The sequence below is a fragment of the Roseovarius sp. genome (assembly GCF_027019125.1).
GTDB lineage: Bacteria > Pseudomonadota > Alphaproteobacteria > Rhodobacterales > Rhodobacteraceae > Roseovarius.
The window spans coordinates 1-23,064 of the sequence record NZ_JALUXE010000001.1; the positions used below are offsets into that span (position 1 = coordinate 1).

Consider the following 23,064-nt stretch of genomic DNA (forward strand, 5'->3'; position numbering starts at 1 on the left):
CCTCGGGATCCGCCCCAGAGAGCGTGAAATCATCCGTGTGGCACAGGCCCGTCGCCTTGATCTCAACCAGAACCTCGCCCGCCTTCGGGCCCTCCAGGTTCACCTCCATGATCTCCATCGGCTTGCCAGCCTCAACAGCAACCGCCGCTCGTGTGCGCATTAAGTCTGCCCTCCCTTGCATCCCGGAAGATACAACCTTTAGGCGATTTGATCTCAGAAATTCACATCAAACCGGCCTGTTTCATCCTGTGACAATATGTGCCAAGATCGCGCCAGAACTCAGTAAGACCTTAGTCGTAGAGGACGGGATGAGACCAGTTTTTGCCACCTTAGCCATTGTTTTTACAGGAATATCTCCAGTTTTCGCCGCAGGGTCCCACGATCCCGACTGGCCCTGTATCCAGCGCCGCGTCGATACACTTTCTGCGGCGGTCATGTGGCCCCATCCGCCTGAGAATCAGGACGCCGCAACGGTTCTGTCGCCAGAGGCCGCGCGGCTTGCAGAACTGCTCGCGCTGCGCCGACTAACATTGGAAGAGGCCGAATCAGCGGTCCTTGCCAGCGCGAATCTGGCCAGCGACGACTACACCGCGATCTTCCTAGACGTGTTTCAGCGGCTCAATCAGCGCCGGACCGAGGTGATGGTTGGCATCACCCGCTACGCCCGAAATCAGGCCCGAATGGCCGAGGAAATCGACGCGCTGCGCGTCGAAATCGCCAGCCTCACCAAGCGTGAAAACCCCGATTTCGACCGCATCGATCAGTTGGAGGAGGATCTTGACTGGCGCGTGCGCGTGTTTGACGACCGCCGCCGTTCGCTGACCTATGCCTGCGAAACGCCGGTTCTTCTGGAAAAACGACTCTATGCTCTGGCGCAGATTCTGGCGGCGCGCGTCAACGAGTGAGGCGCGTCACTCCCATTCCAACTCGGTAAAAGCCGCGGTCACATTGCGCGGGTGGAAGAGATCAAAGAGCGCCCAGCGTCCGGCCTCGCCTTGTCCTACGGTCTCAATCGCCTCACCCAACCGCAACCCCTGTGAAACCGCCGCCCGCGTCTCGTCGCGCAGGACCTCGAGATAGCGCTGCACATCAGCAGCCCCCGAGGGCCACTCCAGCACCGGCCCGCCATGCCCCGGCACGATGCGCGCGGGCGCAGGCGTGCCCAGCGCCTCGAGCACACGCAACCAGCCCAGTACCGACCCATCAAGCGCGGGGCTGTGCGCGTCAAACACCAGATCGCCGGTAAAGAGCGTGCCCGTCTGCCGGTCGAACACCGTCACATCGCTCTCGCTATGCGCCGTTTCCCAGGCCACGAGATCGAGCACCCGCCCCCCCAGATCAATCGCGGACCGGTCCGCAATCCCTTCACCCACCTCGGGCACCCGACTGCCGATGAAGCCTGCCCCCATAAGGCGGGCAAAGCTGTCCTCATAGGTGTCGGCCCGCGCCGCAAGCGCCTGCGACAGTTTGCGATGACCGACGATCTGCCCGCCCGCCTCGACCATCACCGCGGCCCCCATCACGTGATCAGGGTGCATATGCGTGAGGATTAGATGCGAGATCGGCTTGTCCGTGACCTGCCGCACCGCCAGATAGACCGCCTCACCCACCGCGCGGCTGCCCCCCGCGTCAATCACCGCAACGCTTTCGTCCCCGACAATGAACCCGATATTGGCCACATCGCCCAGATTGTCCGGTGTCACATCTGCCACCTGCCCGCGATGCACGTAGAGGCCCGGTGCGGCCTCCTCGAAGATCAAGCCGCTTTCCGGTCGCGTCACGCAGGTCAACGGCCCCGCCAAGAGCCCATCCCCCCAATCCGGCGCTATCTCTTCGGCCCGCGCCAGCGCCTGCGCGCAATCCGCAGCCCCTACCGGCAAGAGCCGTGTCTCACAGGTCTCGGGACTGGCCACCAGACAGAGGCTCAGCACAATCTCGAACATCTCTGCCCCCTCGCAAAACTGCTACCAAAGGTTGATACAATCTGCGCCCGATCCGTGATATTGTCCAATGGTGCGAGTATGCCCGATCCGGAGGCTCCGATGACCCGATTTCCCATCACCGCGCTTTGCCTGAGCCTCTCGCTCGGAACCGTCGCCCTTGCCGAAGAGCCGCGCAATCCGCTGCAAGACGGCGAGACATGGGACTACCTGCGCGAGGACATTCTGGACGGATCCAAGGCGCTCACCCCTGGTGCGATCTTTGCCGTCGATGCCCCCTACCGCGCCCATGACGCGGCCACCGTGCCTGTTGTCGTCACGCAAACCGATCAGAGCGTGGGTCCGATCACAACGCTCAAGATCGTGGTCGATGAGAACCCCGCCCCGCTTGCCGCCGAGATCACCTTTGGTCCTGCCATGGCGCCTCTCAACTTCGAGACGCGGGTGCGCGTCAATGCCTATTCCAACCTGCGCGTCGTGGCCGAAACCGACAGCGCCAGCTATGTCGACGGCCGTTTCGTCAAGGCCGCCGGGGGATGTGCCGCCCCTGCCACCCGCGATCCAGAGGTGGCGCTGGCCCATATGGGCGAAATGCGCCTGCGCCATTTCGATACCGCCCCGGCCCAGACCGGCAGCCGCCGCGATGCGCAGTTGATGATTCGACACCCCAATTACTCGGGCCTGCAACGCGATCAGATCACACAGCTATTCGTGCCCGCGCATTTCATTCAGGACCTGACCGTCTGGCAGGGCGACGAGATGCTCTTTTCCCTCACGGGCGGCATTTCCATTTCCGAAGACCCGGTCTTTCGCTTCAGCTACACGGACAACGGCACGCCCGATCTGCGTATCCGGGCTGAGGATACGGACGGCAATGTCTTTGAAGAGGTGCTGCCCAAGGCCAGCGCCTCCTGATCCGCTTCACTTGAAACAGACGATCTCGGCCTCCGCCTGCGCTCGGCGCAGCGCGGCCACGATGCCTTCGCTGACCGGCCCGGCCTTGAACATCGACATCCGCTCACCGCTGCCCTGGCGGAGTGCGAGCACGGTCTCTGCCGACACATAATCCTTGTAAGGCAGGATCGCGGCAATTTCGTCGATGGAACAGGCACAACGCCGCAGCATCTCGCGGGTGTTTCCATTCGCCGCCATGCAGCCGAAGACGTAATCCGCCCGCGCCTCGGTCGGGTAATCATTGAGTTGCTCGGCCACACTCTGCGCCAGACCCGTGCCGGGCAAGAGAAAAAGCAGAACCGCCAGCCGCTTCATTCCGCCGCCTCCATCAAACGAAGAGTCGAAGCAAAATAGCGCCCGCCGCTCTCGCGCTCGGGCGTCTCAGCGCGCATCGAGTGATACCAGCCGGGCACCTCACCTGAAACATCAAAGACCACCCGCAACGCCGCGAAGGGGCCAAGCCGCGCGGCATTCTGATCGTCAACGAACGGGGCCAGCACCACCTCTTGGGCGGCATGGCTCTGCCCTGCCCATGTCACCTGCACCGGGCTGATCCCCTCCGGCGCCAGCAGCGACTCCTTGATGCGATTGCGGATGTAGAACGTGCTGCCACCAGTAGCCTGCGCCAGATCGCGCACCAGCCGTTCGAGAAAGAACATCGCCATTGGATTTCCGACGCCCGCGTCAAACCCCGCCACCGCCTGTTGGCCCTCTTCCAGCACGCGTATCAATCGCGCGGTGCCGTCCTCTTCGATCCGCAGATCATAACTTTGGGTGCCTTGCACCTCGGGCGGAGCAGCCTCGTTCAGCGTCTCGCTCTGATACTGCAGCGCTTCGCCCGCCGCGAACTCTGCCAGTGTGCCCGTACGAAAAATGAGGTCGTAACCCTCATGCGCCGTGCCCGCAGAGACCGGAGCCGCCGCCACCACTGCCCCCAGAAAAGCGCCCGCGACTGCGCGCCTCACGCGCGCGTTCTTGCCCCGCCAAGAGGCTGACAGGACCAGCGCGCGATGCGCCAGCGTGGATGCGTTGCCGCCCATTTGCTCAACTCCGGTATTGCCTCTGCCATACAGCCCTGCGTTGTTCTGTCCGTGTATTGGAACGCCCGTTCCTCACAGATCTCTGGCTGGCGCGCCAGACATGCCACAAACAACAGCTCGATCATGATCCATCTCCTGCACTCCGACGGTCCCGCCGCCTCATGCCAGATATGGCTTCAGTTTCCCTCAGGTCCAGCCTATGACACAAGCCCCTCATCCCATGATTGCACTAAAGTCGTAGAGCACTACGACCATGGTGAAGTTGACATGCGAGGGATCGGAATATCTAATCCAGCTATCGACCACATCTATGAGGAGGATAGACTATGGCATGGAGCAAGCCGGTTCTGCGTGAACTGAACTGCGGAATGGAAATCAACATGTATGGCCCCGCCCAAGAAGGCGACGGCGTCCTGTTCTGAAATATCCCGACCGGTCGCAGCGAGGTAACAGGTGTTCAAGGCTCTGATACTGGGTGCTGCGGCCGGCGGTGGCCTGCCACAATGGAATTGTGGCTGCGAGAATTGCAATCTCGCTCGTGCGGGACAAATCCCCACCTCCACCCAATCCTCATTGGCCGTCACGATGGACGGCGCATCTTGGGTGATCCTCAACGCCTCTCCTGATATTCGCGCGCAACTGGCCGCCAATCCGGCGCTTCATCCGCGCAGCCTGCGGGACACGCCCATCGCGGGCGTGCTGCTCACGAATGGCGATATCGACCATGTGGCGGGGCTGCTCAGCCTGAGGGAACAACAGCCTTTCACCCTCTATGCCACCGGCGAAATTCATAGCGTTCTGGCCGCCAACCCCTTGATGCAGGCTGTTGATTCCGCTCGCGTTCCACGGGTGCCCATAGCACTTGATCAGCCTGTGACGCTGCTGCCCGGCCTCACCGCCACGCTCTTTGCCGTTCCCGGCAAGGTGCCGCTCTACATGGAGGGCGAGACCGTGCAAACCGATCTTGAGGGTGAACAAACCACCGGCGTGCATCTTCAGGCCGCCGGACGCCATATATTCTACATACCGGGCTGCGCCGCCGTCACCGACCGCCTCGCCACACGGCTACGCGGGGCCGATATGGTGTTCTTCGACGGCACGCTCTGGCGCGACGACGAGATGATCGCAATGGGCCTCAGCCAGAAAACCGGGCGGCGCATGGGTCATATCTCGATGAGCGGGCCGGACGGCTCTATCGCTGCCTTGCACGATCTGGGCATCGGGCGCAAAGTCTACATCCATATGAACAACTCAAACCCTGTCCTGCGCCCCGATGCCCAGGAACGCGCCAAAGCCGAATCGTCCGGCTGGATCATCGGGCAGGATGGCATGGAGATCACGATATGACCGACACCCGCGACGCGTTTGAGGCCCGCCTACGCCAGATCGGGGCAGCGCGTTATCATGACCGCCACCCGTTCCACCACATGCTGCATGGCGGTCAATGCACCCCCGATCAGGTCCGTGCCTGGGTCATCAACCGCTATTATTACCAATCCCGCATCCCGATGAAGGACGCGGCCTTTCTCAGCCGGGTCGAGGATGCCGACCTGCGCCGCATCTGGCGTTCGCGGATAGAGGATCACGATGGCACTGCCGAGAATGAGGGCGGAATTCGCCGCTGGCTGCGCCTTGCCCAAGCGGTGGGGCTCGATCCCGACTATGTGGCCTCTGCTCAGGGCGTGCTGCCCGCGACCCGCTTTGCCGTCGATGCCTATGTCGCCTTTGTCCGCGAGAAACCGCTGCTCGAGGCGGTCGCGGCCTCGCTGACGGAGCTCTTCGCGCCCAAGATCCACGCCGAGCGGATCGAGGGGCTCTTGGCCAACTACGCCTTTGCCGATGACTCCAGCCTCGCCTATTTCCGCAACCGCCTGAAAGAGGCACCCAAGGACGTGGCCTTTGGCCTCAAATGGGTGCTCGACCGCGCCGACACGACCGAGAAACAGGATGCAGCCGCCGCGGCCCTGATCTTCAAGACCGATGTGCTCTGGTCTCAACTGGACGCGCTCTATTCCGCCTATGTTACCCCGGCCCGCATCCCGCCGGGCGCATGGCAACCCGGCGAGGGGCTCTTGGCCAAAGGCGCGGCATGACCCCCGACGCCATCCCTCATCTGCCGCGCGGCGTGCGCCTGCATTATGACCGCGTGCGTCAGGATTGGGTCTTGCTCGCGCCCGAACGCGCGGTGCGGCTCGATCCCATCGGCCACGCGATCCTCAGCCGGGTCGACGGGGTGCAGAGCTTTGGCGCGCTCACTGCCGATCTCGCCGCGACCTTCAACGCCCCGCTCGACGATGTCGCCCGCGACAGCGCGGAATTCCTGGCAGGTTTGGCCGAGCGCCGCTTTCTGGAGGTGCGCTGATATGGCCAATCCCCCAATCGCCATGCTGGCGGAACTTACGCATCGCTGCCCGCTGTCCTGCCCCTATTGTTCGAACCCGGTCGAACTGACCGCGCGCGACACCGAACTCAGCACCGCCGAATGGGTCTCTGTCTTTCAGCAGGCCGCCGACTTGGGCGTGCTGCAACTGCATCTTTCGGGGGGTGAGCCGGCCTCGCGCCGCGATCTGGAGGAACTGGTCAAGGCCGCCCGCGACGCTGGGCTGTATACCAACCTCATCACTTCCGGCATTGGCCTGACCGAGAAACGACTGGCCGCGCTCGACGCCGCCGGGCTGGACCATATCCAGCTCTCACTCCAAGGCACCGATGCCGAGATGGCCGACCGCATCGGCGGCTACAAGGGCGGGTTCGCGCGCAAGATGCAGGTTGCTCAATGGATCGCCGCAATCGGCTTTCCTCTCACGCTGAATTTCGTCATGCATCGCGGCAACATGCACCAACTGCCCCGTGCGATCGACATGGCACAGGAGATGGGCGCACGCCGGATCGAGGTGGCAACCGTGCAATTCCACGGCTGGGCCATGCTCAATCGCGGCGCACTCATGCCCGACCGCGCACAGGCGCGCGAGGCCAGTCGCATCGTCGCCGAGGCGCGCGCCGCCCTCAAGGGGCGTCTGGTGATTGACTATGTTCCCGCCGATTACCACGCCGACTATCCCAAGACCTGCATGGGCGGCTGGGCCACCACCGGCCTCAACGTGGCCCCCGATGGGCTGGTCTTGCCCTGCCACGCGGCGCAGACCATCAAGACGCTGACATTCGACACTGTCCGCACCCGCCCGCTGGCCGAAATCTGGCATGAGGGCGCCGCCTTCAACGCCTTTCGCGGTACCGACTGGATGCAGGAGCCCTGCCGTTCCTGTGAACGCAAGACGATTGATTTCGGCGGCTGCCGCTGTCAGGCGATGGCGATTGCGGGCGATCCGGCGGCGACCGATCCGGTCTGCGTCAAATCCCCCCACCATGCCCGGATGCGCGCCTTGGCCGAGGATTTCGCGGGTCAGTCCGACGCAGACCTCACATGGCGGGTGATGGAGAAAACATCCGAATAAACGCCCGCTCTACCGCGATTGCTCGTGCTCGTATCGCTGCTTGGCAATCGCCTCGTTGCGATCCGCCTTTTGCTGATCGGCGAGTGCCTTTTCCACATAGTTGAGGTGATCGTTCACCGCCGCCCGCGCGGCCTCGGGATCGCGCGCTTGTATGGCGGCATTGATGGCCCGGTGCTGATCCAAGAGTGCGCCGCGCGTGGTCCGCTGTTTGAACATCACCTGCCGGTTATAAAACACGCCCTCGCGCAGCAATTGAAACATCGAACGCATCATGTGCAGCATGATGACATTATGGCTGGCTTCGATGATCGCCATGTGAAATTCGGCATCCAGCCGCGCCTCATCCGACGGATTGGTTTTCTTATGCGCCGCTTCCATCTTGTCCATGACCGTCTGGATCACCTGCAAATCTGTATCCGAGGCCAGCCGCGCCGCGCGACAGGCCGCCAGCCCCTCTAGATCGCGGCGAAAGCCGATATAGTCGAACACCGCCTCGTCATGTTCGGCAAAAAGCCGGATCAGCGCATCGGAAAAAGCGCTGCCCAGAACATCGGCTACATAGATGCCCGCCCCCGCACGCGCGCTCAGCAGGCCCTTGTCCTGCAACTCCGCCACCGCCTCGCGCAGAGAGGGGCGCGACACCCCCAGCTTCTCGGCCAGATCACGCTCGGCCGGCAGACGCTCGCCGGGGCGCAGGATGCCTTGAAGAATGAGCTTTTCAATTTGCCGCGTCACGGCAGTCGAGAGTTTTTCGGGGGTAACTTTCTGAAATGGCATGCGCGCGCCCTTGCTGAATTGGTCAGATCATATGACCACATCAAAGAGGCGGCAAGCCTGTGCTTTGGTCTCAGAGGGTGAGAAAATCGGTCGCGCGTGCCCTCACGCCCCCAAGACCCACTTGCCCACCTGGGATGGAAAGAACGCCTCGACCGCCGCCGTGGCGATCACCAAGGTCTCGCCGCTGCAAGGATCGGTCACGTTCTGCCCGCCAAAGACCACCTGAACGCTCGCACGTCCACGCGGCAATCCGGCCTTGAGCGCCTCGGCATCGACGCGCGCAGGCTCCTGCACGCCCACCGTTACCCTGACCTCCATGTCGCGATGATCGAGCGGCGTGTTCAGGAACATCGGGATCGTGGAATGGCGGATCGCATCCTCGATCGCCCGCGTGGCGGCCTTTTGGTAATCCATACCATGCAGGTCATTGCCCATCCCCATCTCGATGATGAACCGCTCCGCGCTCATGCCCTTGCCTCCATGTCGAACGAGACCGAGATGCAGGCATTGGCGATGACCGTCGGATTGCCCACGGCACGCGGAATGTCCAATCCGCCCCGTGCCACCTGCACCGACACCTGCCCATAGGGGAAAATCGCGCGCAACACCTCGACATCAACCTGATCCGGTGCCTGCACGGCAATATCGAGATCAATGAGCATGTCAGCCTTCTCGAACCCGAACAGTTCGGCCAGATTGATCGAATTGTGCCACAGCGCATCGCGCACCGCCCGCGCCGCAGCCTCGGTGTAATCCTGCCGTCGCAGCGATGTGCCCATCCCGAATTCAGTCAGCAATCTTGTCCGCGCCATGGCTCAGAACTCTACCCCGATCTGCGCCTTGATGCCGGACCGGAACGGATGCTTGATCAGCTCCATTTCCGTGACCAGATCGGCAATCTCGATCAACTCGTCCTTGGCATTGCGCCCGGTCAGCACGACATGGGTCATATGCGGCTTTTCCTCGGCCAGGAATTGCACCACCTCGTTGATATCGAGGTAATCATACCGCAGCGCGATATTGATTTCATCGAGCAGGACCATCTTGTTGGCCTCGTCGCGGATCAACTCCTTGGCCTTGGCCCAGGCCGCCTGTGCCATTTCCGTATCGCGAGTGCGGTCCTGCGTCTCCCAGGTAAAGCCTTCTCCCATGGTGTGAAAGGCACAGACATCAGAAAACCGCGACAGGATCAGGTCCCGCTCGCCCGTGCTCATGCCCCCCTTGATGAACTGCACCACGGCGCAGGGCATCCCATGGGCGATGCAGCGAAAGATCATGCCAAACGCCGCCGAGGATTTGCCCTTGCCCTTGCCGGTATGAACGATGATCAGCCCCTTTTCATCGGTCTTGGTGGCCATGATCTTGTCGCGAGCGGCCTTTTTCTTGGCCATTTTCATCGCGTGGCGTTCGGGATCGTCGGTCATGTCAGGCTCCTGCCGGGGTCTCGGGACCGGCAGAATGTCGCAGACCCGAGGCTGGGCGCAAGCCCTTTCTGCAAACGTCAAATCCGGTTGAGAACGAGCGACAGCCAAAGCGCAAAGGTGCTGATCCGGCTCTGACGATAGAGGCCCAGACGCCACAACCGCCGCAACCGCCCAGGCATCGGCCCCCGGCGCATGGCAGCAAATTCCGCCAGAATCTCTCGGTTTTCTGGCGTCAGATACTCTTCCAAGCGCGACAGCGCGGCGATATTGACCGCGTTCCAGTCGCGAAAATGCCCCTCCAGCAGTTGCCGGATGCGCCGCAACCGCGCCAGCCGCGTATCGTTCGACCCGATCTGATTCACATCATGCTGCCTGTAAAGCAGCGTCGGCGTATCGTCATGCACCACGCGCCCGCCAGCCCCGGTAATGAGCTGATAAACCCACCAGTCATGCACCACGACCCGGTCGACCTGCTGCGCGGCCTCCGCGACCAGGCGCGTCGCCGCCGGATTGAGCAGGATGGTGTTACCCGACGCCACGTTCTGCACCAGGGCATTGCGAAAGGACGGCGGGCGCGGGCGCGGTGCCGATATGCGCCGCTCGTGCAGCGCGGTATCAGTGATCCAGGTCCGGCTGCAATAAAGTGCTGGGCACGGATCTTCCTAGTCTCCCAGCGCGGCAATCCCGCGCGACAGCTTGTCGGGCAGCCATACATCGTCCTGATCGCAAAACGCCATCCAGTGCCCGGTGGCCACATGATCCCGCGCTTGCCGGATAAGGGACAGAAAATTGGCCGCCGCCCCCGTTCCCGGCCCTGTCACACACGTGACAGGATGCGTTGCGGCAAACTCCTCCAGAATATCGCGGCTGTTATCCGTGGACCCATCATCGCTGGCCAGCAGTTGCCAGCTTTGATGCTCCTGCGCGGCGATGCTCTGTAACTGGTCGGATAGGTAATCGCCTCCGTTGTAAACGGCGAGCAGGATCACGACATGCGGAGCCTGATGACCATCCATACCTCAGGCCTTGACCCGCCCACCATGCAGCAGCCGTTTGAGATAGGCACCGTAGTCAGTTTTCTTGAAGAGCTCGACACGCGCCTCCAGCGCCGCCGCGTCAATCCAGCCCTTGCCATAAGCGATTTCTTCGGGGCAACCCACCTGCTGTCCCTGCCGCTGCTCCAGCGTGCGCACGAAATTCCCCGCATCGAGCAGGCTCGCATGCGTGCCGGTATCCAGCCAGGCATAACCCCGCCCCATCATCTCGACCGAGAGCAGACCGTCGCACAAATACATCTCCAGCAGGGCCGTGATCTCCAACTCGCCCCGCGCCGAGGGCCGTACCGCGCGTGCGCGCTCCGGCGCTGTGCGATCCAGGAAATAGAGCCCCGTCACTGCGAAATCCGATTTCGGCTCTTCCGGCTTTTCCACAATCGACACGGCTCGCCCGGTGCTGTCGAACTCGACCACGCCATAGCGCTCGGGATCGGCCACGCGGTAGCCAAAGACAGTGCCGCCGGTTTCTTGCAGCGCGGCCTTCTCCAATTGCTGCGGCAACCCGTGACCGTAAAAGATGTTATCACCCAGCACCAACGCCGAGGCCTGCCCGCCCAGAAACCCCTCGGCCAGCAGATAGGCCTGCGCCAGCCCATCCGGCGAGGGTTGGACAATATATTCAAACACCAGCCCCCATTGGCTGCCGTCACCCAACAGCCGCTGGAACTGTGCCTGATCCTGCGGCGTCGTGATGATCGCAATCTCGCGGATACCCGCCAGCATCAGCGCCGTCAGCGGATAGTAGATCATCGGCTTGTCATAGACCGGCAAGAGCTGCTTGCTCAAACCCATCGTGATCGGATAGAGCCGCGTGCCAGATCCGCCCGCCAATACGATCCCCTTGCGTGCTGTCGTCATGCTTGCTCCAGTTCTTTCAGGACGCGGGACAGACCCACACGCCAATCGGGTCGCCCAATGCCAAACTCTGCCTCAAGCGTCCGACAATCAAGCCGCGAATTCTGCGGGCGCACGGCAGGGGTCGGAAAACCGCTGGTGGGGATGCCCGTCACACCCGTTGCCCGTCCGGCTTGGGCAAAAATCTCGCGCGCGAAATCGGCCCAGCTTGCATCGGGCGCACCGCTGAAATGATAGAGACCGCCGGCATGGCCCGCGACCATCGCCCGCCCCATGGTCAAGAGCGCCGTGGCAATATCCGCCGCCGGTGTCGGCCCACCAATCTGATCCTCGACCACGTTCAGCGTGTCCCGCGTTTCTGACAGGCGCAGCATCGTCTTGACGAAATTGTTGCCATGCGCCGAAAACACCCAAGAGGTGCGCAGGATCGCGCTCTGGCCACCTGCGGCGCGCACGGCCTCTTCGCCCAACAGCTTGGAGCGGCCATAGGCATTGCAGGGAGCGACCGGATCGGTTGGCCTGCGCGGTGCCACGCCGCCTCCGTCGAATACGTAATCGGTCGAAACGTGGCAAAACGGGATACCCAGATCAGCACAGGCCCGCGCCATTGCCCCTGGCGCCGCGCCATTGATCACGCTGGCCAACTCCTCTTCGGTCTCAGCGCGGTCGACAGCCGTATAGGCGGCGGCATTGATCACCAGGTCGGGCGCATGTTGGCGGATCGCCGCCGCACAATCCTCTGGCTGCGCCAGGTCTGCCATTTCACGCCCCAGCGCCGTCACCTCGGCCAATCTCTGCAACTCCGTGGCAACCTGCCCGGTGCGCCCGAAAACCAGTATCTTCATCCTGCTCATTCCGACCCGGCTCAGCCGGTCCCCAAACGCTTGCCCACCCCGTCACGCGCCAAAAGCGCCTGCCACCACGCCTCATTGTCCAGATACCAGCGCACCGTGCGCCGCAACCCTTCGTCTACCGTTACCGAGGGCCGCCAGCCCAATTCGGCCCGGATGCGCGCGGGGTCAATCGCATAGCGCGCGTCATGCCCCGGACGATCCGCGACAAAGCTGATTTGACCGGCGTAGGATTGCCCGTCTTCACGCGGCGCCAATTCGTCCAGCACCGCACAGAGGCGACGTACCAACTCCAGATTGCTCAGCTCATTCTCGCCGCCGATGTTATAGGATCGCCCCGGCACGCCACGCTCCAGCACGGTCAAGAGCGCCTCGGCATGATCCTCGACATAAAGCCAGTCGCGCACGTTCGACCCATCGCCGTAAATCGGCAGCGGCTTGCCCGCCAAAGCGTTCAGAATGACCACCGGGATCAGCTTTTCGGGGAAATGGAACGGCCCGTAATTGTTCGAGCAATTGGTGATCAGAATGGGCAGACCATAGGTCTCGTGCCAGGCCCGCACCAGATGATCCGACGCCGCCTTGGACGCCGAATAGGGGCTGCGCGGATCATAGGGCGTGTCTTCGGTGAACTTGACCGTCGGATCAGCCGGCAGAGAGCCATAGACCTCATCGGTGGAAATATGCTGAAACCGGAACCGCTCGGGCCGGCCCTGCGCGTGCCAATGCCCGCGCGCCGCCTCAAGCAGGTTGTAGGTGCCCGTGATATTGGTCTCGACAAAGGTGCCGGGCCCGTCGATCGAGCGGTCGACATGGCTCTCGGCGGCCAGATGCAGCACCGCCTCGGGCGCGTGTTGCGCAAAAACTCGGTCCAAGGCCGCGCGATCCCTGATATCCGCATGCACAAAGCTATAACGCGGGCTATCCGCCACGCTCGCCACATTCTCGAGACAGGCGGCATAGGTCAGCGCATCGAGGTTGATCACCTCATGCCCGCGCGCAACCGCCAGCCGCACCACCGCCGACCCGATGAACCCGGCCCCCCCGGTGATCAGGAGCCTCATGCCACCGCCTCATAGACAAAGGGGCTTGCGAAATCTCGCAAGAACGGGGCCTTGGCATCCTTGGCGCTCAGCACCGCCGATGACGGATCAATCCCCCAATCAATGCCGATGTCGGGATCGTCAAACCGCACCGCGCCATCGCAGTCCGGAGCGTAGTAATCCGAACATTTGTAGATGATCTCGGTCATCGGCGCACGGGTCACGAAACCGTGCAGGAACCCCGCAGGGATCAGCAATTGACGCCCATTCTCGAAACTCAGCTCGACCCCTACCCATTGCCCATAGGTCGGGCTGCCGCGCCGGATATCCACCGCGACATCATAGAGCGCTCCACGCCCGCAGCGCACCAGCTTGGCCTGTGCATGTGGCGGCGATTGAAAATGCAGCCCCCGCACCGTGCCCACCTGCTCCGAGAGCGAATGATTGTCCTGCACGAAATCAATCGCGATCCCGGCCTCTTCCATCCGCCGCCGATTCCAACTTTCGCTGAAGAATCCGCGCGGATCGCCATGACGTGCAGGCGTTAGGATGACCACGCCGGGTAAAGAAGTCTGTTCAATCTGCATGCCCTGCTCTTAGTCCCTCGTGCGGCGCAAGGCAATTGCCCCACTGCGCCTCTATCTCTGAAATCATGGCTCACATCTTCTGGCAAATCGCTGCGTTTTTGGCCAGTCTCAATGTCCAAGTGTCCGTGTCTCACCACTCCCTGCGGTCACCTCTGGTGTCAAAAGCCGCCGAAACAGGGCCTCTATATGCGCCGATGCACCGGTGTGCACGTCAACGTCGCGCATCAGCACCCCCACCTGCGCCTCGAAATCCGCGTAATGCTGCGTCGTGGCCCAGATCGAAAACAGCAGATGCCGCGGATCGACCGGTGCCAGCCTGCCCTGTCGAACCCATCCATCAATCACCGCCGCCGTCTGATCCACCAATGGCTTCAGCACGCTCTCCAGATGCGGCCCCATGCGCGGCGCGCCTTGCAGGATTTCATTGGCAAACAAACGGCTCTCGCGCGGCAGATCACGCGACATCTCCAGTTTACGACCCACATAGCCCATTAGCTCTTCCAGCGGCTCGCCCTGCGGATCAATCGCGCGCAACGGGGCCAACCAGGCATCCAGCAACTGATTGAGCAAGGTAACGTGGATCTCTTCCTTGCCTTCGAAATAATAGAGAATGTTGGGCTTGCTCAGACCCGCCTCTGCCGCGATCTGGTCCAGCGTGGTGCCGCGAAAGCCGTGGGTCGAAAACACCTCGAGCGCCGCCTCGAGAATCCGCTTGCGGTTGCGCAATTGAATCCGGCTGGGTTTGCGACCGGCTTGCGCGGCGGGGGCTTGCGGCATCCTCTTCCTTTCCATGCGGGGCGCATTTTTCATCGCCCCACGTTCCAGCTTAGCCAGATCACGGCTCGGGCCCAAGACGAATCTTGACAGCGTGCATGACCCACGCAATCGTAAGTTTACCAAATGGTAAAAAAGCGAGCAATCCCATGGCGGCACCCGGCGAAAACCTCAAGATCAACAGCACCCGGCTCTGGGACAGCCTGATGGAGATGGCCAAGATTGGCCCCGGCATTGCAGGCGGCAACAATCGCCAGACCCTGACGGACGAGGATGCCGAGGGGCGCGCACTCTTTCAATCCTGGTGCGAGGCGGCAGGTCTGAGCATGGGCGTTGATGAGATGGGCAATATGTTCGCCCGCCGCGAGGGCACCGACGCCGAGGCGCTGCCGGTCTATGTCGGCAGCCATCTCGACACACAACCCACGGGCGGCAAATACGACGGTGTGCTGGGCGTGCTGGCGGGGCTCGAAATCATCCGCACCCTCAACGACCTGGACATCAAGACCAAACACCCCATCGTCGTCACCAACTGGACGAATGAGGAGGGCACCCGTTTTGCCCCCGCCATGCTTGCTTCAGGCGTGTTCGCTGGCGTGCTGGACCGCGATTGGGCCTACGGACGGGTCGATGCCAAGGGCAAACGCTTTGGCGACGAGCTCGAGCGGATTGGCTGGAAAGGCCCAGAAAAGGTCGGCGCCCGCAAGATGCACGCCTTTTTCGAGTTGCACATCGAACAGGGCCCGATCCTTGAGGCCGAGGGCAAGCAGATCGGCGTTGTCACCCATGGCCAAGGGTTGCGCTGGATCGAGTGCACGATCACGGGCAAGGGGCAACACACCGGCTCGACCCCGATGTATATGCGCCGCAATGCCGGGCGGGGATTGGCACGGGTCACGGAACTCGTCCATGAAATCGCCCTGCAATATCAACCGAACGCCGTGGGAGCGATCGGTCATATCGACGTCTACCCCAACAGCCGCAACATCATCCCCGAGAAGGTGGTGTTCACCGTCGATTTCCGCTCTCATATCCTTGAGACACTCGAGGCAATGGCCGACGAACTCATGACAACCGCCCCCGGCCTCTGTGCCGATGTAGGTGTGAAATTCACCGCCGAAGTGGTTGGCGCCTTCGATCCCCCCGCCTTTGACGAGACCCTTACCGCCCGTGTGCGCGACGCCGCCGACCGGCTGGGCTATAGCCATATGGACATCGTTTCAGGCGCAGGCCACGATGCCTGCTGGATCAACAAGGTCTATCCCACCACCATGGTCATGTGCCCCTGCAAGGACGGTCTCAGCCATAACGAGGCCGAGGAAATCACCCCCGACTGGGCGCGCGCTGGCACGGACGTGCTCTTGCACGCCGTGCTGGAAACGGCGGAGGTGGTGGAGTGAGAAGTATTATTTCTTCTTTTTGTTTTCGCCACGCTCAATCCGAACGTTGCCTGGACCGGTTGGGCGACCTTTCTGAAGTCCTTCGTTCAATTGAACTCTGGTTAGAGGTTGTTGCTTTGGCATTGGAGCAGCTTGCAAAGGCTTTCTCGGCATGTTTTCACCACCACCTTCGTCAGAGTCACCAGTCATGAGTCCACCTTCCCGCAATCAAACTCTTTTGGTTGAGTTAGCTTACAAAAGATCCATGGATACACTTCAAACACAAGCATTAATTGCAAATGCCGCCGATCAACGGTCACTTGTGTTTGCAACGCTTTCGACCGCTGCCGCAGCAATTGTTTTCGGCGCTTTAGAGAAAGCAAACAACATCAACTTGGCAATCGGTACAGCAATCTTCTTTTGTTTAGCCGCAGTATTCGCCGCAATCGCGGCACTTCCCGGAAAGGTCTATTTGGCAGGATCGAAGGCATCTGAAATTCGACACGCGATAGACGAAGACACCGACTACCAAGCGGTGCTTCTCGGCCTTTGCGAGAACAATGATAGTTACATTGACCACAACGAAAATCTCGCAGCGACACGTGCTCATATCTACCGTTTCGCAGTGTTTCTTTTCGTGGTGGCGGTACTTATCGCACTCGTCGGTTTCAACTCTTTGGCACAAGGAGACCCCCAATGACCACCAAAGTCATCAAGAACGGCACCGTCGTCACCGCCGACCGGACATGGAAGGCCGATGTGCTGATCGAGGGCGAGACCATCAAACAGATCGGTGCAGATCTCAAGGGCGACACGACGATTGACGCCACGGACGCCTATGTCATCCCCGGCGGGATCGACCCGCATACCCACCTTGAGATGCCCTTCATGGGCACCACCGCCGCCGAGACCTTCGAGACGGGCACATGGGCTGCGGCCTGTGGCGGCACCACGATGATCGTGGATTTCTGCCTGCCCGGGGCCGATGGCAGCATCAAGAATGCGATCAACGAATGGCACCGCAAATCTGCCCCCCAGATTTGCAGCGACATCGGCTATCACATGGCCATCACCGGCTGGGATGAGACCGTGTTCAACGAAATGAAGGATGCCGTCGATATGGGCGTCAATTCCTTCAAGCATTTCATGGCCTACAAGGGCGCGTTGATGATCGAGGATGACGAGATGTTCGCCTCGTTCAAACGCTGCGCCGAACTTGGGGCGCTGCCGATGGTCCATGCCGAGAACGGTGACCTGGTGGCCGAGATGCAGCAGAAATACTTTGATCAGGGCATCACCGGCCCCGAGGGCCACGCCTATTCCCGCCCGCCTGAATTCGAGGGCGAGGCCGCCAACCGCGCGATCTGTATTGCCGACGCGGCGGGCGTGCCGCTCTATATCGTTCATGTCTCTTGCGAACAGGCGCACGAGGCGATCCGCCGTGCGCGGCAAAAAGGCATGCGCGTCTACGGCGAACCGCTGATCCAGTTCCTGACGCTCGACGAGTCCGAGTATTTCAACAAGGATTGGGATCACGCCGCGCGCCGCGTGATGTCGCCACCGTTCCGCTCCAAGGATCATCAGGACAGCCTCTGGGCCGGGCTTCAGGCGGGGTCGCTGCAGGTGGTGGCCACCGATCACGCGGCCTTTTCCACCGCGCAGAAACGCGCCGGGCGCAACGATTTCCGCATCATCCCCAATGGCTCCAACGGGCTAGAGGAGCGGCTGGCCGTGCTCTGGACGCATGGCGTGGAGACAGGCCGCCTTACGCTCAACGAGTTTGTCGCTGTCACCTCGTCCAACGTCGCCAAGATCCTCAACATCTACCCGAAAAAGGGCGCGATCGTCGAAGGGGCGGATGCCGATCTCGTGGTCTGGGACCCAAAGATCACCAAGACGATCAGCGCCTCAAACCACCACTCCATCCTCGATTACAACGTGTTCGAAGGGTTCGAGGTCAAGGCGCAGCCGCGCTACACCCTCAGCCGGGGCGAGGTAATCTGGGCCTGGGGCCAGAATTCCCAGCCTCAGCCGGGGCGCGGTCGCTTTGTCCCACGCCCGGCCTTCCCCTCGGCGCATCAGGCGCTCTCGAAATGGAAGGCACTCACGGCCCCCAAGATGATCCAGCGCGACCCGCTGAATATCCCGGCGGGGATCTAGAAAAATCCGGCGCGCAGGGCCCTCATGGCCGGGCGCGCCTCTTGACAACCATCAGCCAGCCGGGCGCAGTAGCGACCGGGCCAGCAGGGGATAGGGTTTGAGCAGCAACACAGTCATCAGCGCGCGCAACCTGTCGCTGACCTTTCAGACCGGCGACGGGCCGGTGCATGCGCTCAAGGACGTGAGCCTTGAGGTGCAAAAGGGCGATTTCGTCAGCTTCATCGGCCCCTCGGGCTGTGGCAAGACCACCTTTCTGCGCTGCATGGCGGACCTCGAGCATCCCACCGGTGGTAGCCTGACCGTGAATGGCACCAGCGCCGAAGAGGCGCGCAAATCGCGCGCCTATGGCTATGTGTTTCAGGCGGCGGGGCTCTACCCCTGGCGCACCATCGGCGGCAATATCCGCCTGCCGCTCGAAATCATGGGCTATGGGCGCGAGGATCAGGATGCCCGCGTCAAGCGCGTGCTGGAATTGGTCGATCTTGCGGGGTTCGAGCGGAAATACCCCTGGCAGCTGTCGGGCGGCATGCAGCAGCGCGCCAGCATCGCCCGTGCCCTGGCCTTTGACGCCGACATCCTCCTGATGGACGAACCCTTTGGCGCATTGGATGAAATCGTGCGCGACCACCTTAACGAACAACTTCTGCACCTCTGGGATCGCACCAACAAGACGATCTGTTTCGTCACCCATTCCATCCCCGAGGCAGTCTATCTGAGTACGAAAATCGTGGTCATGTCGCCCCGCCCCGGCCGCATCACCGATGTGATCGAAAGCACGCTGCCGAAACATCGTCCGCTCGACATCCGCGAGACGCCAGAATTCCTCGACATCGCCCATCGCGTCCGCGAGGGGCTTCGCGCGGGGCATAGTGATGCGGTCTGAGGCCAGATACCCCGCAATGGCCCCCTCCCCCGTGACAGGGAGGGGGGGTATCACCGTTCACGATCATCGGCTCTCCAGCCTGTACCGCGGGCATAGAAGACCACCAATTCTTTTCATCGTTCTTGAAATACTCAATATCCGCGCTCGTTTTCAGCGCAGGGATTTGAGTCTTTTGGGAACAGGGAGGGCCGCGAGGACATGATGCGCAATCTCCTGCCCGTGCTCACGATCCTCGCCGCGCTGCTTGTGCTCTGGTATGCCGCCGCTGTGGTGCTGAACGCGCAATGGGCGCGGGATCAGGCGGCGCGGGCGGGCGCACCGCTCAGCTTCTCCGCGCTCGTCACCGATACATGGTCGCAGGACAAGCCCAAGCTGCCCGCGCCGCATCAGGTAGCGGCCGAGATCTGGCAGACCACGGGTGCCATGGTTCTGGAGGGGCGCGGCTTTTCCAAACGCTCGCTCATTTATCACAGCTGGATCACCTTCAGCGCCACGGCCCTTGGTTTTGTCCTCGGCACCGCGCTTGGGATCGCGCTGGCCATTGGCATCGTCTACAACCGCACGATGGACATGAGCGTGATGCCTTGGGTCATCGCGAGCCAGACCATTCCCATTCTGGCGATAGCCCCGATGATCATTGTCGTGCTCAATGCCGTGGGCATTTCCGGGCTGCTGCCCAAGGCGATGATCTCGATGTATCTGTCATTTTTTCCGGTGGTCGTTGGCATGGTCAAGGGGCTGCGCAGCCCCACGCCCATGCAGCTTGACCAGATGCGCACCTGGAACGCGAGCTCCAACCAGACCTTCTGGCGGCTGCGCCTGCCCTCGTCGATGCCCTATCTTTTCACCTCGCTCAAGGTCGGCATGGCCGCAAGCCTTGTTGGTGCCATCGTGGGCGAATTGCCCACAGGTGCCGTTGCAGGGCTGGGCGCGCGCCTGCTGGCTGGCAGCTATTATGGCCAGACCATCCAGATCTGGTCGGCGCTTATTATGGCCGCGACCCTTGCGGCAGTGCTGGTGGGGCTGATTGGCCTTATCCAGCGGATCACGCTCAAGCGGATGGGAATGGCGTGATGGGCTGGCTGGCGTTTGGATTGGTGGCATGGGCGCTTGGCTGGTGGATCAATTCCCGCCTGTCGCACCGGCCCAGAACAAGGGCGACGGGGCTATTGGTGCCAGTGACCTTTGGCGTCACTGTGGTGGTGATCTGGGAGTGTCTGGTGCGGGGCCTCTCGATCTCGCCCGTGCTCCTGCCTGCACCGACCGCCATTGCCGCAACTTTCGCCAAATCCATCCATATCCTCTGGGCCGATTTCGTTCAGACCGCGCTCAAGGGCGCGCTCACTGGCTATATCATGGGCTGCGGCGCGGCCTTTCTCACCGCCATCGCCATCGACCGCTTTCCCTTTCTGCAACGCGGTCTCTTGCCGGTGGGCAATTTCGTCGCTGCCTTGCCGATCATCGGCATGGCACCCATCCTCGTGATGTGGTTCGGCTTTGATTGGCAGTCCAAGGCGGCGGTGGTCGTGGTCATGGTGTTCTTTCCCATGCTCGTGAACACTGTGCAGGGTCTCAGCGATACCGATGCCATGCAGCGCGACCTGATGCGCACCTATGCCGCGGGCTATTGGCAGATGCTATTGAAACTGCGCCTGCCCGCCGCGATGCCCTTTATCTTCAATGGCCTCAAGATCGCGACGACACTGGCGTTGATCGGGGCGATTGTGGCAGAGTTCTTTGGCTCGCCCATCAAGGGCATGGGATTCCGCATTTCGACCTCGGTCGGGCAACTGGCGCTCGATCTCGTCTGGGCCGAGATCGTGGTCGCGGCCATTGCGGGCTCTGGGTTTTACGGCGCCGTGGCGCTCTTGGAAAAGGCCGTGACGTTCTGGCACCCGTCACAAAGAAGCCGGGCATAAGACAAGAAACCATCAACAAGGGAGACAACAGATGAAAAGACTGACAGGACTATTCAGCCTTGCGGCGCTGACCGGCCTTGCCGGCATGGCGCAGGCAGCGGATGATCTGACACTGCAACTCAAATGGGTGACGCAGGCGCAGTTCGCGGGCTATTACGTGGCCCTCGACAAAGGCTTTTACGAGGAAGAAGACCTGAACGTCACGATCAAGCCGGGCGGGCCGGATATCGCCCCCACCCAGGTGATCGCAGGCGGCGGCGCGGATGTGACGGTGGAATGGATGCCCGCCGCGCTTTCGGCGCGGGAAAAGGGACTGCCGCTCGTCAATATCGCGCAGCCGTTCAAATCCTCAGGTATGATGCTGACCTGCCTCAAGGAAACCGGCGTCACCGGGCCGGATGATTTCCCCGGTCGCACGCTGGGTGTCTGGTTCTTTGGTAACGAATTTCCGTTCCTGTCGTGGATGAGCCAGCTTGGCATCCCCACCGATGGCGGGGCCGAGGGCGTGACCGTGCTCAAACAGGGCTTCAACGTCGATCCGCTCTTGCAGAAGCAGGCCGATTGCATCTCGACCATGACCTACAACGAGTATTGGCAGGTGATCGACGCGGGCATCAGCGCGGATGATCTCGTAACCTTCAAGTACGAAGATCAGGGTGTCGCCACGCTTGAGGATGGTCTCTATGTTCTGGAGGACAAGCTGAGCGACCCGGCAGAGGTGGACAAGCTCACCCGCTTTGTGCGTGCCTCGATGAAGGGCTGGAAATGGGCCGAGGAAAACCCCGAAGAGGCCGCGATGATCGTGCTCGACAATGACGCCACCGGCGCACAGACCGAAGAGCATCAGATCCGCATGATGACCGAAGTGGCCAAGTTGACCGCGGGCTCCAACGGTGCCCTTGACCCCGAGGATTACGAGCGCACGGTGCAATCGCTGCTCTCGGGCGGATCTGACCCGGTGATCAGCGCCCATCCCGGCGACGGCGCATGGACCCACGCAATCAGCGACGCCGCGCTGAACTGATACCCGAACCCGGCACATCCGATGGCCCGGTTTCGTCCGGGCCATCCATTGACCGACCGAAGCCACCAATCAGCCCTGTCACACGATTGCGCCACGGGGCGAATGTCGGCTCATCTGCACGTCGCGCCTGCCGGGCTTCTGCCTATGGCATTGGGCCTGCAACGCACGATGGCCAAGGTGGCGACGCTCAAGGCGGTGGTGACATCCAGATATTTGAACGGGTCGCTGGGATACTCCCGTCGTAGCCAACCGACGTCAAAATGCGCGGTTCAGGTGCCGGGAGATTGCCCTTCGCTGCGCTTGCTGCGCAGCAACTTGAGCCGCGGCCAGATAATCATTCCCGGCGTTGCAAGGGCCAGAACGGCGGACAGGGGCCGGGTGAATAGCTCTGCAGGATCGCCACGGCTGATGAGCAAGGCGCGCCGCACGCTCTGTTCCGCCATCGGCCCGAGGATCATGCCCAGAATGATCTGGTGCGAGGGGTATATTCACCTGTCCAGAAGATATCCCGCGAGCCCCGCAAGCAGCATGACCCAGAGATCAATCGGGCGGCTGTTGATGACGTAGAGCCCGACACACATTGAGGTGCCCCTAGATTTGTAGATGCTTTGCCTGGTAATTTTGGGAGCAAAGGAAGATGCAAATGTCAGGGCAAGTTCGTTCACCGACCTCGAGATGGCGCCCTATTTCCACATTCTCTTTACGCTGCCGGCTGAGATTGCGATGATCGCTCTCCAGAACAGGGAGGTTGTCCATAGCATCCTGTTCCGGACAGCCGCCGCGTGTTTCCTTGGCATTTAAGTGGCATAATGCTACATCTGTCAACGGCGGAGTAAAACCCGACCAAAGGGCGGCGCAAAAGTAGGCCACTTTGGGGTTGGGCGTGAAGGGCGCATAGAGCGCTGGCGGCCAGTCGACCGCGCTCCCCAAATAGCTGGCGGTTG

Annotated in this window: 31 protein-coding genes and 1 pseudogene; 14 read left to right on the plus strand and 18 right to left on the minus strand. The window is 61.7% G+C overall.

Features of this window, described 5'->3' with window-relative positions; all coding sequences use genetic code 11:
• Positions 1-160, minus strand: a pseudogene (locus MVC20_RS00005) (S-(hydroxymethyl)glutathione dehydrogenase); the annotation flags it as partial.
• Here MVC20_RS00005 and MVC20_RS00010 point away from each other — a divergent pair.
• The gene (locus tag MVC20_RS00010; RefSeq protein WP_297537288.1) at positions 108-905 is read left to right on the plus strand and encodes a hypothetical protein; all 798 of its coding nucleotides are present in this window, start codon (positions 108-110) and stop codon (positions 903-905) included. The pseudogene MVC20_RS00005 and the gene MVC20_RS00010 sit on opposite strands and share 53 nt — an antisense overlap.
• 6 nt (positions 906-911) lie before the next feature.
• On the opposite strand, the gene MVC20_RS00015 is transcribed toward MVC20_RS00010, so the two are convergent.
• Complete coding sequence (locus tag MVC20_RS00015; protein WP_297537233.1) at positions 912-1,943, minus strand: quinoprotein relay system zinc metallohydrolase 2; 1,032 nt, start codon at positions 1,941-1,943, stop codon at positions 912-914.
• Positions 1,944-2,042: 99 nt separating this feature from the next.
• Here MVC20_RS00015 and MVC20_RS00020 point away from each other — a divergent pair, with 99 nt between their 5' ends.
• Positions 2,043-2,855 (plus strand): quinoprotein dehydrogenase-associated SoxYZ-like carrier, encoded by an 813-nt coding sequence (locus tag MVC20_RS00020; RefSeq protein WP_363320675.1) that lies wholly within the window; start codon positions 2,043-2,045, stop codon positions 2,853-2,855.
• Positions 2,856-2,861: 6 nt separating this feature from the next.
• Here the strand turns inward: MVC20_RS00020 and MVC20_RS00025 are convergent, their stop codons facing one another.
• Both MVC20_RS00025 and MVC20_RS00030 read right to left on the minus strand, forming a co-directional pair.
• The gene (locus MVC20_RS00025) at positions 2,862-3,209 is read right to left on the minus strand and encodes a hypothetical protein (RefSeq protein WP_297537237.1); all 348 of its coding nucleotides are present in this window, start codon (positions 3,207-3,209) and stop codon (positions 2,862-2,864) included.
• A complete protein-coding gene (locus MVC20_RS00030; protein WP_297537239.1) occupies positions 3,206-3,934 on the minus strand; it encodes a hypothetical protein in 729 nt (242 codons plus the stop codon). Before MVC20_RS00030 ends, MVC20_RS00025 begins: the two co-directional genes overlap by 4 nt.
• 326 nt (positions 3,935-4,260) lie before the next feature.
• Here MVC20_RS00030 and pqqA point away from each other — a divergent pair, with 326 nt between their 5' ends.
• From pqqA to pqqE, 5 genes are read left to right on the plus strand one after another with little or no spacing between them, the layout of a single operon-like run.
• Complete coding sequence (gene pqqA, locus MVC20_RS00035; RefSeq protein ID WP_037298014.1) at positions 4,261-4,356, plus strand: pyrroloquinoline quinone precursor peptide PqqA; 96 nt, start codon at positions 4,261-4,263, stop codon at positions 4,354-4,356.
• A 31-nt stretch (positions 4,357-4,387) separates the two neighbouring features.
• A complete protein-coding gene (pqqB, locus tag MVC20_RS00040) occupies positions 4,388-5,281 on the plus strand; it encodes a pyrroloquinoline quinone biosynthesis protein PqqB (RefSeq protein ID WP_297537241.1) in 894 nt (297 codons plus the stop codon).
• A complete protein-coding gene (pqqC, locus tag MVC20_RS00045) occupies positions 5,278-6,027 on the plus strand; it encodes a pyrroloquinoline-quinone synthase PqqC (RefSeq protein ID WP_297537243.1) in 750 nt (249 codons plus the stop codon). The genes pqqB and pqqC overlap by 4 nt, the downstream gene beginning before the upstream one ends.
• On the plus strand, positions 6,024-6,296 hold the full coding sequence (pqqD, locus tag MVC20_RS00050; protein WP_297537245.1) for a pyrroloquinoline quinone biosynthesis peptide chaperone PqqD: 273 nt from the start codon (positions 6,024-6,026) through the stop codon (positions 6,294-6,296). Before pqqC ends, pqqD begins: the two co-directional genes overlap by 4 nt.
• A gap of 1 nt (position 6,297) precedes the next feature.
• Complete coding sequence (gene pqqE, locus MVC20_RS00055; protein WP_297537247.1) at positions 6,298-7,389, plus strand: pyrroloquinoline quinone biosynthesis protein PqqE; 1,092 nt, start codon at positions 6,298-6,300, stop codon at positions 7,387-7,389.
• Between the two features lie 9 nt (positions 7,390-7,398).
• On the opposite strand, the gene MVC20_RS00060 is transcribed toward pqqE, so the two are convergent.
• From MVC20_RS00060 to MVC20_RS00110, 11 genes are all read right to left on the minus strand, one after another.
• Positions 7,399-8,166: an FCD domain-containing protein gene (locus MVC20_RS00060; protein ID WP_037273078.1), complete on the minus strand. Its 768-nt coding sequence runs from the start codon at positions 8,164-8,166 to the stop codon at positions 7,399-7,401.
• 102 nt (positions 8,167-8,268) lie between these two features.
• The gene (locus MVC20_RS00065) at positions 8,269-8,634 is read right to left on the minus strand and encodes a Lin0512 family protein (protein WP_297537250.1); all 366 of its coding nucleotides are present in this window, start codon (positions 8,632-8,634) and stop codon (positions 8,269-8,271) included.
• Positions 8,631-8,978, minus strand: a complete 348-nt coding sequence (locus tag MVC20_RS00070; RefSeq protein ID WP_297537252.1) for a Lin0512 family protein — start codon at positions 8,976-8,978, stop codon at positions 8,631-8,633. Before MVC20_RS00070 ends, MVC20_RS00065 begins: the two co-directional genes overlap by 4 nt.
• Positions 8,979-8,981: 3 nt before the next feature.
• Positions 8,982-9,590, minus strand: coding sequence for a cob(I)yrinic acid a,c-diamide adenosyltransferase (cobO, locus tag MVC20_RS00075; RefSeq protein WP_297537254.1), 609 nt, complete (start codon positions 9,588-9,590; stop codon positions 8,982-8,984).
• Between the two features lie 77 nt (positions 9,591-9,667).
• Positions 9,668-10,129: a hypothetical protein gene (locus MVC20_RS00080; protein ID WP_297537255.1), complete on the minus strand. Its 462-nt coding sequence runs from the start codon at positions 10,127-10,129 to the stop codon at positions 9,668-9,670.
• Between the two features lie 123 nt (positions 10,130-10,252).
• Entirely contained in the window at positions 10,253-10,606 is a 354-nt protein-coding gene (locus tag MVC20_RS00085; protein WP_297537257.1) for a glycosyltransferase, read from the minus strand.
• Between the two features lie 3 nt (positions 10,607-10,609).
• Positions 10,610-11,503: a glucose-1-phosphate thymidylyltransferase RfbA gene (gene rfbA, locus MVC20_RS00090; protein WP_297537259.1), complete on the minus strand. Its 894-nt coding sequence runs from the start codon at positions 11,501-11,503 to the stop codon at positions 10,610-10,612.
• The gene (gene rfbD / locus MVC20_RS00095; RefSeq protein WP_297537261.1) at positions 11,500-12,345 is read right to left on the minus strand and encodes a dTDP-4-dehydrorhamnose reductase; all 846 of its coding nucleotides are present in this window, start codon (positions 12,343-12,345) and stop codon (positions 11,500-11,502) included. Before rfbD ends, rfbA begins: the two co-directional genes overlap by 4 nt.
• 20 nt (positions 12,346-12,365) lie before the next feature.
• Positions 12,366-13,415, minus strand: coding sequence for a dTDP-glucose 4,6-dehydratase (rfbB, locus tag MVC20_RS00100; protein ID WP_297537263.1), 1,050 nt, complete (start codon positions 13,413-13,415; stop codon positions 12,366-12,368).
• Positions 13,412-13,981 carry a dTDP-4-dehydrorhamnose 3,5-epimerase gene (gene rfbC / locus MVC20_RS00105; protein WP_297537265.1) on the minus strand — a complete coding sequence of 190 codons (570 nt, stop codon included), beginning with the start codon at positions 13,979-13,981 and terminating at the stop codon, positions 13,412-13,414. The genes rfbB and rfbC overlap by 4 nt, the downstream gene beginning before the upstream one ends.
• 108 nt (positions 13,982-14,089) lie before the next feature.
• Positions 14,090-14,758, minus strand: a complete 669-nt coding sequence (locus MVC20_RS00110) for a TetR family transcriptional regulator C-terminal domain-containing protein (protein WP_297537267.1) — start codon at positions 14,756-14,758, stop codon at positions 14,090-14,092.
• Positions 14,759-14,904: 146 nt separating this feature from the next.
• Here MVC20_RS00110 and MVC20_RS00115 point away from each other — a divergent pair, with 146 nt between their 5' ends.
• A complete protein-coding gene (locus MVC20_RS00115) occupies positions 14,905-16,155 on the plus strand; it encodes a Zn-dependent hydrolase (protein ID WP_297537269.1) in 1,251 nt (416 codons plus the stop codon).
• Positions 16,156-16,161: 6 nt separating this feature from the next.
• On the opposite strand, the gene MVC20_RS00120 is transcribed toward MVC20_RS00115, so the two are convergent.
• Entirely contained in the window at positions 16,162-16,344 is a 183-nt protein-coding gene (locus tag MVC20_RS00120; protein WP_297537271.1) for a hypothetical protein, read from the minus strand.
• Between the two features lie 55 nt (positions 16,345-16,399).
• Here MVC20_RS00120 and MVC20_RS00125 point away from each other — a divergent pair, with 55 nt between their 5' ends.
• The 6 genes from MVC20_RS00125 to MVC20_RS00150 all read left to right on the plus strand — a co-directional run bounded on the left by MVC20_RS00125 (position 16,400) and on the right by MVC20_RS00150 (position 22,120).
• Complete coding sequence (locus MVC20_RS00125) at positions 16,400-16,834, plus strand: hypothetical protein (protein ID WP_297537273.1); 435 nt, start codon at positions 16,400-16,402, stop codon at positions 16,832-16,834.
• Complete coding sequence (gene hydA / locus MVC20_RS00130) at positions 16,831-18,294, plus strand: dihydropyrimidinase (protein WP_297537274.1); 1,464 nt, start codon at positions 16,831-16,833, stop codon at positions 18,292-18,294. Before MVC20_RS00125 ends, hydA begins: the two co-directional genes overlap by 4 nt.
• 97 nt (positions 18,295-18,391) lie before the next feature.
• A complete protein-coding gene (locus tag MVC20_RS00135) occupies positions 18,392-19,177 on the plus strand; it encodes an ABC transporter ATP-binding protein (protein ID WP_297537276.1) in 786 nt (261 codons plus the stop codon).
• Between the two features lie 198 nt (positions 19,178-19,375).
• Positions 19,376-20,251 (plus strand): ABC transporter permease, encoded by an 876-nt coding sequence (locus tag MVC20_RS00140; protein ID WP_297537278.1) that lies wholly within the window; start codon positions 19,376-19,378, stop codon positions 20,249-20,251.
• Positions 20,251-21,096 (plus strand): ABC transporter permease, encoded by an 846-nt coding sequence (locus MVC20_RS00145; protein ID WP_297537280.1) that lies wholly within the window; start codon positions 20,251-20,253, stop codon positions 21,094-21,096. The genes MVC20_RS00140 and MVC20_RS00145 overlap by 1 nt, the downstream gene beginning before the upstream one ends.
• Before the next feature lie 31 nt (positions 21,097-21,127).
• Positions 21,128-22,120, plus strand: a complete 993-nt coding sequence (locus tag MVC20_RS00150; protein WP_297537282.1) for an ABC transporter substrate-binding protein — start codon at positions 21,128-21,130, stop codon at positions 22,118-22,120.
• Positions 22,121-22,389: 269 nt separating this feature from the next.
• On the opposite strand, the gene MVC20_RS00155 is transcribed toward MVC20_RS00150, so the two are convergent.
• Both MVC20_RS00155 and MVC20_RS00160 read right to left on the minus strand, forming a co-directional pair.
• Positions 22,390-22,578, minus strand: a complete 189-nt coding sequence (locus MVC20_RS00155) for a hypothetical protein (protein ID WP_297537284.1) — start codon at positions 22,576-22,578, stop codon at positions 22,390-22,392.
• Between the two features lie 133 nt (positions 22,579-22,711).
• The coding region (locus MVC20_RS00160; RefSeq protein WP_297537286.1) for a hypothetical protein at positions 22,712-23,064 on the minus strand (353 nt) is incomplete at its 5' end.